Genomic DNA, 14,109 nt, shown 5'->3' on the forward strand with positions numbered 1-14,109 from the left:
CAGGTTAACAAATAGTCATTTGTCATTTGTCATTTGTCATTTGTCATTAGTTATTGGGCATTGGGCATTGGGCATTGGGCATTGGGCATTGGGCATTAATTCTACTTCTACAGCGATTGGAGGATTTTTAATTGTAATTTTTGAATTGGTATTTTTCGATTAACTCTTTAACTTGAGCGGACACCAAAGGATGTGGATCTTTTTGTAGCTGGGGGAGGATTTGCAGGAGAACGCGATATGAAACCATATTTAAATATGCGATCGCAGCTTCTCTGACAAAGCCGGTGGGATGACGCAAACTCACTAATATCTCAGAACTGGTCAGTCGGATGCGTGTCACTTGAGCATAATGAAAACAGCAAGCTAGACACCAGTCAGAAAGGAAATTACCTAACATCAGCAATCTGTGGAGGCGATCGCTAACTACCATGTTCTCATATTCTACGATCTTGGCTTCGACAAGATATTGCAATTTTTCTGCCTGTGGTCGATTATCTAAAATATTCAGCAATAAAGATTTTGAAGATAAAGTTACGGTATGCTCTAAGATTTCTAAGCCCCGCGCTAAGTTTACCACTGAGAGCGATCGCAGATTGAAGGATGCTGCCTGCATCTTTTCTGGCGAGTAAAGCAGTTTCAGTAATAGTAGCAGCCGCTCTTTCACATCCAATTCCAATTCTAGAAGGGCGCGTTGCAATAATTCCGAGACAATCACAATCCTTTGATTGGATTGATAATTTTCTTTTTGGTCTAATGTTTGGAAGTCAATATATGCAGCGTAAATTTCACCTAAAAATTTTAATTCCTGCTTAATTAAATTTTCTACCCGACTTTCATAAAATCGATCTACTAAACCTTTAATTCCTGGTTGTTTGTGGATTTTTAGTAAGCTGCGGAGAATATGATCCCTAGTAGTACCCCAGGATATTTCCAAGTTTTCCCATAAAGTCTCCAATGCTTGCTGAGTTCCTACTTGAGCAATAGTGCGCCAAGCATACATCCGCACTACTTCTGGTTTGTAAATATTGGTAGCCAACCGCAACAGCATTTCTAAAGCTTCATTTTCTAGCCGCACTAAAGCTGACATGGCTGTGCTGCGGGTTGATTTGTAATAAAGGGCTGCAATCAGTGCCGAATAATACTCTTCTAAATGGGTGGCTGAAATCATTTCTAATACGGCACAGCGCACCCGTAATGACTCATCTTGTAATAAATTCGGGATATGAATCCGCAATGCCTGCAAATAAACTGCTTCTCTGAGCGCTCTGACTCCATTCATCCGTTCCCGTTCTTGCTTATGAGTCAGCATCCGGCGCATGGTTTGGGTAGCTGCTACCTTTTGCATGGGCGTTCCCTGGCGTAAGACTAAAGCGGCGGCGGTGGCGCGGATGAGTGAGTTTTGCCTGGGGTGTAAATATTCTTCTAAGAGGCTTAAATTAGGATTTGGTTCAGCCAGCCAAACGTAGCGTAGCGCTAAAGCGAAAACTTCAGGGTTAGTTTCTTGGGATTCTTCTAACAAAGGACGGATGGCGGCTAAATAAACCGGGTTTACACCTCCCATCAGCATCACTTCCAAACTTTGGCGCTGCAAATCTGGGGTTAACTTCACTAGTAGCGGGGCTAAAACTTCCGCCGCTCCTTGAGAGTCAATTTGAGCTAAAAGTTCAATACAAGAGCGCTTATCAGCCTCACTACCTTTTTCTGCTAAAGCTTTGACTACACCCTGTTTGAAAAATCGCAAGCCGACATTGCTTGCACTCAAATGACCCCGCGCTACACTCAAGACTAACAGTTCCACATAGCGCGATCGCAATTCCCAAACTACTTTTAAACAAGTGCCAGCTATCAGCATGGTTTCTGCTACTAACACCCATTTTTGTAGTGATTCGGGTACAAACCGCCCACAAAACAAGATAGTCACAAAAATTAGCGCTCCTGTCAAACCTGTAGCGATCGCTTCGGCGGTTCCGCCAGATAAAGTCTGCATCCGGCTGCGAATTCCCTCTGGAATCGGTTGGTACAGGATGGGGCCGCTACTCATCACAAAGGTGTAGCGCAGAAGTTCATCGCAGAATTTGACAGTTATCAAACCCCAGAAAAAACTTTGCGATTGCATGGCTGGAATTAAATGCAGCAATACCAGCACTCCTGGGAGTGAAAAGCCGACGGTGATTGGTAAAAGCGTCGCAGTGAAAAATACCCCCATGCGTTCGATGAGTCGGCTGGAAAAAAACCATTGCAACAACAACTCACACAGTCCCAACATCCCACCAAAAAGACCCAAAAAGCTTGCAAGTTCTCGGTCGCTCAAATTGGATTGGAGTTCGCGCAGATACTGAAAATCTATTAACAATCCAATAACTTGCAACAGTCCCACAAAAGCAAACAACTGCCAGACGTACCGCTTCAGGGGACTTTTAATGAAACGCTCTCGTGAAACTTGTTGTTCAGGAGCTAGTCTTTGTGGGGTTTCAGGAAAAGCTGCTCGATAATGATGAGTTAAATAGAATAGAATTCCCGATCCTAATAAAATCACCATACAGGCGATGAGGATGATCTTATTCAGCGTGGTGTATTGCACTAGCCAAGGCAAACTAAAGCCACTGATCACATCTGCTACTAAAAGCCCACTACTCACCAGTGGGTAAGTCCGTTTAATCTCCCGAATATTAAATATTTGATTGGCGACAATGGAGGTGTTGAGGTCATTGACCACATAAAGTGCATCTACCCATAGCCGCAGCAGAAATGCCGAAATCACTGCTAGGTAGGAAAAATGCGATCCCCAACGTAATACAATTAATAAAACTAATGGCATCAACATACAAGGTGCGATCGCCACAATTACCCGACGTAAGGGAAAAATCTTTTGCAGCCAAGAGTATAAAAAAACCAGTCCGGCACTCATTGCCGCACTAGCAATGTACATCCACGGCAGTAGATGAGTCCCATATTCATCCAAAAACAGCGCCACCGTACTGTCTTCTGCCCACCGCAATCCTACAGATACAATTGTGTAAAAAAGAAACATTATCTGGGTTCGTTCGCTCTCCTCTGGTCGGAGATTCACCCACTGTAGTAGTCGTGGTAAAGCAACTTTATTTGCAGCCAACCAGTGATTTTTCAGTTCCATGCAGTTTTATTTTCTGGTAGTATCACCGCGCAATGGGCATTGGGCATTGGGCATGGGAAAGAGGACTTGGGGACAAGGAGAATTGGGGACAAGGGGAAAGACTTGTTGGTAGTTCTAAACTTTTGTCACCTTGTCACCTTGTCCCCTCTGCTCCCCTGCCCCTCTGCCTCCTCATCCCCTGGAAATAGCAAAAGTCCTGAGCAACTGAGTATTATGTTTCCCACTCAGGGTTCAGGACTATCGATTTTAGATAAATTTAAACGCTTTCGTAAGACTGCACAGCTAACTGTGCGCCCAAAGCGTATATTGCATTCAAATGAAAGATGAAAAAATCCCCCGACTTCTAGCCAGGGGATTTTCAAACTTGGTCTATTAAACAGTTAGAGAATTATTTTTTAGGCGAGATGAGCATCATCATGTTTCGTCCTTCTTTTTTAGGCGCTTGTTGAAGCTCACCAAAAGGCTCTAAATCCGTTGCCATTCGCTTGAGCAAATCTTCTGCTAGGTCGCTGTGTTGAATTTCTCGACCCCGGAACATCACAGTTGCTTTGACTTTATCGCCATCTTTCAAAAAGCGCTCTGCTTGCTTAACACGCACGTTATAGTCGTGTTCTTCTATTTTGTAGCGCATCTTAACTTCTTTGACATCAGCCGTGTGCTGCTTTTTCCGGGCTTCCCGCGCCTTTTTCTCCTGTTCAAACTTGTATTTCCCGTAGTCCATAATCCGACAAACTGGCGGGTCAGCTTTATCGCTGATTAGCACCAAATCTAGCTCTTTTTCTTCTGCTAGTTGTAGTGCTTCCTGTGGGAGCATAATTCCCAGTTGGGCACCGTCAGTGTCAATGACCCGAATTTTCGGGAAGCGAATTCGTTCGTTAATTTGGGGCAGATCGCGAGTTCTTTTCTTCTCAATCACAGCCATTATGATTAGTGGGAGCTCTTAAATGAAGGATTTAGTGTGGTCTAAATTGCTATGCCTCAGAGGCAAAATACAGAAGTAACTCAGGACTGAAAACATAGTCTCCAGTTCTAGGGTAACTAATCTATAAAATAGTTGCCTCGTTGTATTTGTCATTTTACTCAGTCTGAGAGAATTTCTCTGCAATAGTTAATCTAAATTAGACAACCCAGACTCATATTAAATATTATTACAATTATTTAGCAAGACTTTTTGCGATCGCGTAACCGCCCTTTCCGGTGGCGATCGCATTGAGCAACATCATCAGGACTAGCCCCTGAGCGTTTTCTGAAAGAGAGTCCAGTATTGGTGTTGTGGGCTTTTAGAGAAAGCACGATTTCCCCAAACCCAAATCTTTGATGAAAACCTACAGCTGATAAGAAGCCGTTAAAGCTACTGCCAAAGCATCCGCAGCATCATCCGGCTTAGGAATTTCATCTAAATCCAACTCCCGCGCCACCGCTTCTTGCACTTCTGACTTATCAGCATTGCCATAGCCTGTTAAAGCTTGTTTAATTTGAGCCGGAGTAAACTCTACATAAGGAAGACGACGCTGCCCCAACACTAAAATGACTATACCCCGCGCCTGTGCAACCAGGATAGTACTTGACATACGATAGAAGAAGAGTTTCTCGATCGCCACTAAATCTGGTTGAAATTCCTCGATCAGGGTGTGTAAATCATCAAACAAGGTACATAAGCGCTGTCCCATTTCTACATCTGCTGACGTTTTAATTACTCCAAAATCCAGCATATTTACTGTAGTCTCTTGCACCTTTTTGAGATTTTGTGTGTAGCTAATTGCCCCAAATCCTAAAATTGCCAGTCCTGGATCTAATCCTAAAATTCGTTTTTCCATTAAATTCACTTTTACCAAGCCAGGGTATTGTTTAATTAGAAATCCTGGCAATCTTCACGACTTGCTCTTAGTCTAATAGGATTGATAAATATAATAGTTTCACGCCTGGTCTTTTAAACCAAGCGGTGTAAATTTTCTGTTAATTATTGTTTGTAGCACTGCTCCAAATCAGGTATGTCAATTGGTTTTCTCAGACAAGCCCTCAACGCCCTGCAAAAGCAGTCGCGCTCTCGTACTTATCGGGTTAACCAGTGGTTCAAATGGTTATCCCCTGGACTATCAGTAAAACGTTGGTTGTTAATTAGTGTTGGAGGTGTACTGCTGGCGAGTTTGGGGTTAGCCATTTGGATTAAGCTAACCCCAATTTTTTGGATGATTGAGTTGGTTAGAGGTTTCTTGGGAGTCATCACCAACCTCTTACCGAACTATATCAGTGGGCCTTTGGTACTGCTTGGCGGTTTGCTATTAGTGCTTTGGGGGCAAACTCGCACAGTAGGCTCAATTACTAAGGTACTAAGAGCAGAAGGCGGAGAGGAACTCATTGATGTCTTGCTAGCCCATCGTCGATTGTACCGAGGCCCAAAAATAGTGGTAATTGGTGGTGGTACGGGACTTTCTACGTTGTTGAGAGGACTGAAAACCTACAGCGCTAATATTACTGCAATTGTTACTGTCGCCGATGATGGTGGATCTTCTGGGCGTTTGCGTCAAGAGTTTGGAGTGCTACCACCAGGGGATATTCGCAATTGTTTGGCTGCACTAGCAGATGAAGAAAAGTTATTAACAGAATTGTTTCAATACCGTTTTCGGGCTGGGGATGGGTTAACTGGCCACAGTTTTGGCAATTTGTTTTTAACGGCAATGAGTGATATTACTGGAGATTTAGAACAAGCAGTTGCAGCTAGTTCTAAAGTTCTAGCGGTGCGAGGACAAGTACTACCAGCAACTCTCAGTGATGTTCGCCTCTGGGCAGAATTAGCCGATGGTCGTCGGATTGAGGGGGAGTCTAGTATTCCCAAAGCTGGCGGTAAAATTGTCAAAATTGGCTGCATTCCGGCTAATCCTCCGGCGGTACCAGCAGCTATTAAGGCAATTAAAGAAGCTGACTATATCATTATTGGCCCAGGTAGCCTTTATACAAGCCTAATTCCTAATTTATTAGTACCAGAAATTGCCGATGCGATCGCTCAATCAGATGCCCCCCGTATTTATATCTGCAATATAATGACTCAACCAGGAGAAACTGAAGGCTACACTGTTGCCGATCACATCAGAGCAATTGATGCTGCTTGCGGACAAAGACGACTATTCGATGCTGTATTAATACACAAAAAATCTCCTTCGGAGCAATCACTTATCCGCTACGCCCAACAAAACTCCCATCCCGTTTTCCTCGATAGAGAAGCCGTAACTCAATTAGGGCGACGGATTGTTCCAGCTAATGTTTTGTATGAAGATGAAACAGGTTTTGTACGTCACAATCCGCAGAAACTAGCACAAGTGTTATTGCGGTGGTACGGTAGAAGTCAGTCCCTTCGGGGAATTCAAAATTCAAAATTCAAAATTCAAAATTAAGGAAGATGAAAATTTGTCATTTGTCATTTGTCATTTGTTTAGACTAATTCAGTAATACCCAATACCTCAATCATGAAAATTTTTCTTGCAGATACAGAAGCGACGCTGCGCTTAGGTATTACTCTTGGCGAATCCCTGACATCGGGGAGTGTAATTTTACTAGAAGGTGATTTAGGCACTGGTAAAACTACTTTAGTTCAAGGCATTGGTAAAGGTTTAGGAATTGCTGAACCCATTGTCAGTCCCACTTTCACGCTGATTAATGAGTACACTGAAGGACGCTTTCCTCTTTACCATCTGGATTTATATCGCTTGGAACCGCAAGAAGTCGCAACTCTAAATTTAGAAAGTTACTGGGAAGGTGTTGAAGTGATACCAGGAATTGTGGCAGTTGAATGGGCGGAACGATTGCCCTACAAACCAGATAGTTATCTCAGCGTGAGTTTGACTTATGGACATGAAGGCACTCGTCAAGTCGAACTCACATCATTCAATTGTGCCATTAGCAAAGTCATTGCCGCAATTTAAGCTCATCCCCCGCCTAAAGTACGAGGGATTTCAGTTTTTTGACCCAACACTCAAAAATTCCTGCAAATAATCGAGAGAGAACTTTACACTAGTCCTATCTGCCACTACCACGTTCGCCACCGTCAGTTCCTAACATTGCGATCTCAACCAAAACAAAAATATTTAATCAGCTTTTTTTCAATAGAAAACTGGTAGCCAGCTTTGCTGACACTTGCTCCTATAAATTTAGAAAAGTTGGCAACACACTGGCTTTCTTTAAAAGAGAGAGTATTTTTTCCTTCACTCCCTTAAATCCAGGCGGGGTTATTTTATCCGAATAGTATTGAACCTAAAGTGATTCTTAACTAAACAGGATATATGAATCAAGCAAGTGTAAATAAACTGTTGTTGGGGTCAATGAGAGTTTTGAGAGAACTTAGTCAGCTTCGATTGAACCCGATTAGTTGTCTACTGTAGTTCAAAAAAGGAATCTAAATTATTTAGCAGCGAACGCTAGTAGAAAAAGTTAAGGAATTATAAATTTATGTATAATTTTAACTTTCCTCACACTTAGTATTCCCAAGTTAAGTTCACAATCTATACAAAAAAATAAAGTATTTTATAAATTTACAAAATTAGTTCTAATAATTTTAATTAGCAATAAATTATTATATTCACATCTGTAATTAGCACCGATCTCAATAAAATATTTAACTAAAATATCTCGTATTTATACATATTTTATCTAGAAAGACAAGACACGAAAAAAGCAAACCATCTAAAGATACAGGGTTTTATCTGTGGACTAAACTTTTTGTTACACCTATCACTTCAGAATCAAGTAAAAATGCTTAATCTACGACTAAACGCCGTAGAATTAAGCATTTTTGCAATCGGTAGAGTCTTTTGTCAAACAAGTGGGGGTCATGACGAAGTACAGTTCATATTTGGTTCCATCTGCTGCTGTTGAGCCATCACCCCATAATGGCAAGTTCAAGACATTGACATTGTAGCGGTTAATTATATCGGTCAATGCTGCGTTTAGTTTATCCGCCTTCACATAACGACGATTGACAAACGAAAGCTCTCTCTACTCCTTGCATATGTCGTGCTGCTTGTGTTGGCCCTAAGTTAACGTCAGTTCGACAAGCCCTTTTTTGACCTCTCCCCCAACCCCTCTCCCTGTCGGATAGGGGAGCCAAAACCCTTTAGTATTAAGTAAAAATATCAGCAGTGTAGTCTAACAATTCAATTCCCCAAACTTAGGACTCCACCACCCTTTTTGTGTGCTGAAATAAGCCACATCTTTATGTTTGGTATCCTTACGAAATTGGGCATTAGAACATCGCAACATTGTCTTACTCTGCCCCTCTTTGATATAACTGTACTCCTCTAGAGGTTTTTTACATACTGGGCAGGGATATGCCGTCGTTTTGACAGGAGGCTTTTGTTGATTTTCAGTTTGGACTGTTTTAGCTTGTGGTGGCTGCCAAGTTTTGTTAAAGTCGCTCCAAAATAGCACGACATTTTCACAACCTTTTGTGCATTTGAGGAAATATTTCTTTTTGACCTTACTGCTCGGAATTTTGGCGAGAAAATTTTTGCATTCAGGGCATCGAGTCTTGGAAGTTTCATATTTGCGCTCAGTTATTACATTAGCTTTACCTATTGAGGAACTTGGAACTATAGTTTTAGCTTTGGAGAGTGCTGGTATAAAGTAATGCTGATTCCAACTAGTTAAATAATGCTGCCAAGAATTCTTTCCTTCAGAAATGGCATCAAGGGCATCTTCCATTTTCGCTGTGAATTCTGCCTCTAGTAAATCCGGCAGTGCTTTGAGCAAAAATGCATCAACTTCTAACCCTAACGCTGTCGGTTGCAGATGGTCTTTTTTCAACTCAACATAATTTCGTTTTTTTAAGGTAGCAACAGTAGGAGCATAAGTACTTGGGCGACCAATTCCTTTACGTTCCATCAATTGCACTAATTTTGGTTCGCTATAACGGGGTGGTGGCTGCGTCTGCTTCTTTTCATGTCCAGCATTCTCTAGTTTCAATGCTTGTCTCTGTTGTAGTGAAGGTAAAACACTATCCTTGCTGAGATTGTTCCAGTACCGAGCATAACCATAAAATTCAATCACTTGCCCTCTGGCTGACCACAGTAGGGAACCAGACTGAGTAATCACCAAAGTTTTACGCAATTGAGCAGCACGACACTGAGAAGCAATTGACCGTTTCCAAATCATCACATACAGATTAAACTCATCATCAGGAAGTTCTAAACGCAACTGAACTGAGGGACGAAATACATCGGTTGGACGAATCGCTTCATGTGCTTCTTGAGCCGATTTGCTACTGCGATGCTTGGCGACTTGCTGCGGTACATTCGGCGGATCGTTTTGCTCTAACCATTTACGGGCGCTGGCACAAAATTCTGGACTCAGCATTACTGAGTCTGTTCGCATATATGTGATAAGCCCTGCCTCATACAGCTTTTGGGCAACAACCATAGTTTTATCGGGAGCAAACCTCAGCTTTGAACCGGCTGCTTGCTGAAGGCTGGAAGTTGTAAATGGTGGAGGTGGCTGGCGATTAACGATTTTTCCTTCAAAATGAATCACCTGATGAGGATGTCGCTGTGCTTCTTCAACTAAACGTGTCGCCTCTGCTTCGGAAAGAACACGTTTGGATTCTGGTGTTTCTGGACTATTACCTACCTTCGCGTCATCATGAGTTTCAGTTTCTTGTTCTGCTGCATCTTTTGCAGAATCGACCGTCCCTTTGTAAAAAGCCCGAAATCCTTCCGCATAATCTACCCAGACACTCCAGTAATCTTGGGGGACAAAAGTCAGAATTTCGTTTTCTCGCTGACAAATCAGGTGCAATGTCGCGCTTTGAACTCTGCCAACACTCTTAGCACCGTTATTCAATGCCCAAACTAAAGGACTACCCTTATAACCTACCAACTTATCTAAGCAATCTCGGCACAGCCCAGCACCGATTAAATTTTGGTCTAGCTTTCTAGGATTAGCGATCGCACTCTGTACCGCCGATGCTGTAATCTCAGTATAAATTACTCGTTTTGGTTCCCTTAAACCCAGCGTTTCTTTGAGATGCCAAGCGATCGTTTCACCTTCCCGGTCTGGGTCAGTTGCTAAGACAACTTCATCAACCTGCTTCACCGCAGACTTGAGCTTCTGGATTGTTTCTTTCGCTCGTTGGTCACGCGGGATGTAGTTGCATCGGACATTATTGCCATCCATGACAAAGCCCAAGGAATCGTCCCCTTCATTGCTGAGTTCTCGGATATGACCACAACTTGCGAGAACTTTCCAATCTGAACCCAGAATTTGACTGAGTTTTTTAACTTTTCCGGGAGACTCGACTACAAGCAGGCGTTTGATCATAGCAACTGCATTCTTGATTCTGAGTAATACACTGGCAATTGCTTTTGAGTGATGGCTGCACCAACGCCAAAGGCGATCGCCTATTCTCGTGATATGGATTTTCTAAAATACTGTACCAAAAAGCTTGGAAAATTGCTCAACTCAGTTTAGAGGTAATTATCTTAACACGATACCTGTATTGTGCGATCGCTCCTGGAATTGGCTCAAATACTATGATGTTAGCCTCAATAAACTAGTTAAACAGCAGAAAATCTGTATATCCCGCAAGGTGTGCCGGCTACTCTTCGGTAACGCCTAAAAGCGAATCGACGACCAAAACTTTCTAATAAAGAGGACACAAAAAAATGCTACTCTGTGTTTCTTGTACTTTCCAGAGAAAGATAGAAGTTACAATCAAAGTCATGAAGCCAATGCCTATAGGACTAAATGACCATGCGAATTAAGGAAATTTCTGTCAGTGGCTTATTTGGAATTTTTGACCATGTGATTCCATTGAATATAGATGAACGAATCACCATCATTCATGGACCAAATGGTTTTGGAAAAACAGCAATGTTAAGAATTTTGAATAATTTGTTTAACTCTCGATACGCAGAATTGAGAACTATCCCGTTTAGAAAATTTAGAGTTCAATTTGATGATCGTACTAGTGTTGAAATAATCAAAGATTACGAGAATGTAAGAGACTCAAAAACTAAAAATATTGTTTTCAACTTTTATAAACCTGATTCAACACCAGCTTCTTTTTCTTTAAAGCGAGTAAATATTCGTTCTGATAGAAACATTTTCATTAGTCCTGCTTCCGAGGATGTAATACCAGACAGAGAATATATATATCCTCTAAGATTAATGAATCTTTCCTATGGAAGAACTTTTTCTTTAGAAAAATATGAAGAATATCTAGAGGAGTTAGATAGTTTATCGTCCTCAAATTTGAAGTTACAAGAAGAGCCTGATTGGCTAAAACAATTAAAAAGCAATATTCATATTCGGCTCATTGAATCACAACGGTTACTTAATTTTGTTCCTAACCGTTCTAGACAGTCTACTGAAACACCTTCAATGTTGTCAACTGTGTCTGCCTATTCTGATGAACTTGCTAAACTGATGCAAGATAAATTTAAGGAATACGGTACAACATCTCAATCTCTTGACAGGACTTTTCCAGTTAGGGTAGTTAAGCAACAGCCATCCACAGATTTAACAGATGAACAACTTCGTCATCAACTAAACGAACTTGAAGCGACTCGCTCTCGTCTCATAGAAGTAGGGCTTTTGGATAAAGATGAAGATACTGAATTTCAAATCCAGCCTCAAGATATAGATGAAAGTACCAAAAATGCTTTGTCAGTATATGTTCAAGATGTGGAAAATAAGCTAAATGTTTTTGCTGAAATTGCAAGTAAAATTGATTTACTAAGGAAAGTTATTAATAATAAGTTTGCATATTCATACAAAGAGATAAACTTTAGTAAAGAAAAGGGATTCGTTGTCACAACAAGTTATGACTCACCATTATCTAATTCAAATACTCTTTTACCAACAGATTTATCATCTGGCGAACAACATGAGTTAGTTCTTCTCTATGAACTACTATTTAAAGTCCAACCTAACTCTCTAGTTTTAATTGATGAGCCTGAATTATCTCTTCATGTAGGTTGGCAAGTTCAGTTTTTAAAGGACTTGCAAGACATTACACAGCTTGCAGATTTAAATATACTAATGGCTACTCATTCACCAGATATCATTCAAGATCGCTGGGATTTGACGGTTGAATTGAAAGGGCCACAAAAGTGAGAGATTTTCTAACAGTTGACCGTGTTGCTAACCAAATACGATTACGAAGAAGCACATATACTGGAACTTTTTTATTAGTGGAAGGAAGTTCTGATAAAACTTTCTATAAGCGATTTGTTGACCAATTAGTTTGTGAGTTAGTCGAAACATCGGGAAAACCCTCTAGTAAGCAGCGTGCTATTGAAATTTTAAAAATTTTGGAGCAATCAAATTTTCAGGGAGTTTTAGCGATTGTTGATGCAGATTTTGACCGCCTTGAAACTTTATTAAACACCAGTCATAATCTGCTTTGCACTGATAGCCATGACCTTGAAACAATGCTGATTAACTCACCAGCATTTAACAAAGTACTTGCTGAATTTGGTTCTGAAGAGAAAATTGCTCAGTTTAATCGAGACGTAAAATTAGTATTAGTTTAAAATGGGATGTCGGTAGGTTATTTGCTTTGGATCTCTAAATATGATGAATTAAATCTAACCTTTGAGGGTATTACATTTAGCAAGTTCATTGATGAGCAAACTCTGCAAATTGATGAACTCAAGCTGATTCAGGAGATTAAGAATAAATCCCAAGCTTTCTCTTTGGACGAAAAAAATTTGCAAAAACGGCTAAAAAGTCTGAAAAGCAAGAATCACGATCCTTGGCAAATCTGCTGTGGTCATCATTTGGTAGAAATTCTATCCTTTGGCTTACGCAAAGCACTTGGCTCTAACAAAGCTGCTGATGTTGAACCGAACAGTCTTGAGCGTAGTTTGCGGCTTGCTTATGAAGAAATCTACTTTCACCAGACACAACTCTACTTGGACATTCGTATATGGGAAAGTAGGAATCAGCCATTTAGAGTTTTGCGGAATGACACAACCAAGATTTTCCGAGATAAATAAGTAATTGTTAATTTATTTCTGAGCAGTACAACAGGGCAATAAAGGCTTGTTTACAACTTCTTTAATCTCTACTGAATTCAACAAATCTTCCCAATATTTCTGAACTTCAGGATCGTTAGGACGCTGGCGGCGTAAATTAGCTAAAGTTCTTAGAGAATCTTCCCAAAATCCAGCCGTTGCAAATAAAACTGCTCGATCCAAGTCTGTGTTTGGTTGGTTTAGCTGAAGAAATAGGTTTTCATCTTGCGATCGCACAATTGTACCTTCTACATAAGAGTCTTTATCGCGGTTATTAGGATCGCAAATCATCGAAAAAGTCCAATTATATTCTTTGCCTATTTGTAGAGATGGTTGATTGACAGGTACGTTTACACTAACAATACCATTCTGCCCAACAGGTTTGAAAGTTCCTTTATATAACGGGTCAATACTATCACCATCCCGCAAAACAAATTCTAGTGCTTGCACTGTTGTCGAGGTTTGAGGAAGGTAGAAAAAGAATGTCGGACGTTCTGCTGTGGTTCGTTGAGCTTCCTTATCTGTTGGTGTCAAGGGAATAAGATATTGTCCAGTTTGAAAGCAACTTCCCCGTGTTCCTGCTGACCTTACTCTACCAGGTCTACCTGGAACAAAGGCGATCCGATTTCTACTGCTACCGCGTTGAATATAACCTGTAACATTTCTAATTGCAGCAGTAGCATACCTATCTCCAGGACGTAGCCGCTCTGCTTGCTGAAAATTCAATAAAGCTTTTCTATAATTTCTTCGTTTGGTTTCATTGTAGCCATTCAGCATATATTGAGTGTAAGCAGATTTTGCTTGTACCAGTTGATAAACTGATGTTGCCAAAACTTGAGTAGTCCTTACAGACTCGAAGGGGAGAAATGCTAAAGCAGCAAGCAGATAACTTGCCCAAAATCTATATTTCATAATATTTATGTTAACTTGTAGTACATTATTTATGTATATATAATACAATAGCCTAAGCTT

The 14,109-nt window shown here is 40.9% G+C and carries 11 protein-coding genes and 1 pseudogene; 5 read left to right on the forward strand and 7 right to left on the reverse strand.

What is annotated here, in order from left to right; genetic code table 11:
• Positions 1 to 127: 127 nt before the first annotated feature.
• The 4 genes from RMZ42_RS20780 to ruvC form a co-directional block, all read right to left on the reverse strand.
• A complete protein-coding gene (locus tag RMZ42_RS20780; RefSeq protein WP_322673182.1) occupies positions 128 to 3,133 on the reverse strand; it encodes an MFS transporter in 3,006 nt (1,001 codons plus the stop codon).
• Positions 3,134 to 3,521: 388 nt separating this feature from the next.
• A complete protein-coding gene (infC, locus tag RMZ42_RS20785) occupies positions 3,522 to 4,055 on the reverse strand; it encodes a translation initiation factor IF-3 (RefSeq protein WP_322673183.1) in 534 nt (177 codons plus the stop codon).
• A 236-nt stretch (positions 4,056 to 4,291) separates the two neighbouring features.
• Positions 4,292 to 4,426, reverse strand: a complete 135-nt coding sequence (locus RMZ42_RS20790; RefSeq protein ID WP_322673184.1) for a hypothetical protein — start codon at positions 4,424 to 4,426, stop codon at positions 4,292 to 4,294.
• A 32-nt stretch (positions 4,427 to 4,458) separates the two neighbouring features.
• Positions 4,459 to 4,950 carry a crossover junction endodeoxyribonuclease RuvC gene (ruvC, locus tag RMZ42_RS20795; protein ID WP_322673185.1) on the reverse strand — a complete coding sequence of 164 codons (492 nt, stop codon included), beginning with the start codon at positions 4,948 to 4,950 and terminating at the stop codon, positions 4,459 to 4,461.
• A 174-nt stretch (positions 4,951 to 5,124) separates the two neighbouring features.
• Between ruvC and RMZ42_RS20800 the strand changes: the two genes are divergently transcribed.
• Together RMZ42_RS20800 and tsaE are read left to right on the forward strand one after the other, a co-directional pair.
• Positions 5,125 to 6,525, forward strand: a complete 1,401-nt coding sequence (locus RMZ42_RS20800) for a gluconeogenesis factor YvcK family protein (RefSeq protein ID WP_322673186.1) — start codon at positions 5,125 to 5,127, stop codon at positions 6,523 to 6,525.
• Positions 6,526 to 6,597: 72 nt separating this feature from the next.
• Positions 6,598 to 7,053 carry a tRNA (adenosine(37)-N6)-threonylcarbamoyltransferase complex ATPase subunit type 1 TsaE gene (gene tsaE, locus RMZ42_RS20805; RefSeq protein WP_322673187.1) on the forward strand — a complete coding sequence of 152 codons (456 nt, stop codon included), beginning with the start codon at positions 6,598 to 6,600 and terminating at the stop codon, positions 7,051 to 7,053.
• A gap of 913 nt (positions 7,054 to 7,966) precedes the next feature.
• Here tsaE and RMZ42_RS20810 read toward each other — a convergent pair.
• Together RMZ42_RS20810 and topA are read right to left on the reverse strand one after the other, a co-directional pair.
• Positions 7,967 to 8,165 (reverse strand): annotated as a pseudogene (locus tag RMZ42_RS20810) (Tn3 family transposase); the annotation flags it as partial.
• A gap of 107 nt (positions 8,166 to 8,272) precedes the next feature.
• Positions 8,273 to 10,438 (reverse strand): type I DNA topoisomerase, encoded by a 2,166-nt coding sequence (gene topA, locus RMZ42_RS20815; protein ID WP_322673188.1) that lies wholly within the window; start codon positions 10,436 to 10,438, stop codon positions 8,273 to 8,275.
• 432 nt (positions 10,439 to 10,870) lie between these two features.
• Between topA and RMZ42_RS20820 the strand changes: the two genes are divergently transcribed.
• Genes RMZ42_RS20820 through RMZ42_RS34770 form a run of 3 tightly spaced genes read left to right on the forward strand, consistent with a single transcriptional unit; the run spans position 10,871 to position 13,119 of the window.
• Positions 10,871 to 12,235: an AAA family ATPase gene (locus RMZ42_RS20820; protein WP_322673189.1), complete on the forward strand. Its 1,365-nt coding sequence runs from the start codon at positions 10,871 to 10,873 to the stop codon at positions 12,233 to 12,235.
• Complete coding sequence (locus tag RMZ42_RS34765; protein WP_416211827.1) at positions 12,232 to 12,654, forward strand: DUF4435 domain-containing protein; 423 nt, start codon at positions 12,232 to 12,234, stop codon at positions 12,652 to 12,654. Before RMZ42_RS20820 ends, RMZ42_RS34765 begins: the two co-directional genes overlap by 4 nt.
• Positions 12,655 to 12,675: 21 nt before the next feature.
• Positions 12,676 to 13,119 (forward strand): hypothetical protein, encoded by a 444-nt coding sequence (locus RMZ42_RS34770; RefSeq protein ID WP_416211828.1) that lies wholly within the window; start codon positions 12,676 to 12,678, stop codon positions 13,117 to 13,119.
• 12 nt (positions 13,120 to 13,131) lie between these two features.
• Here the strand turns inward: RMZ42_RS34770 and RMZ42_RS20830 are convergent, their stop codons facing one another.
• Complete coding sequence (locus RMZ42_RS20830; RefSeq protein ID WP_322673190.1) at positions 13,132 to 14,049, reverse strand: DUF928 domain-containing protein; 918 nt, start codon at positions 14,047 to 14,049, stop codon at positions 13,132 to 13,134.
• Between the last annotated feature and the right edge of the window lie 60 nt (positions 14,050 to 14,109).

Origin of the sequence: Nostoc sp. DedQUE05, from assembly GCF_034530955.1 — a bacterium.
In the GTDB taxonomy this organism is placed as follows: Bacteria; Cyanobacteriota; Cyanobacteriia; order Cyanobacteriales; family Nostocaceae; genus Nostoc.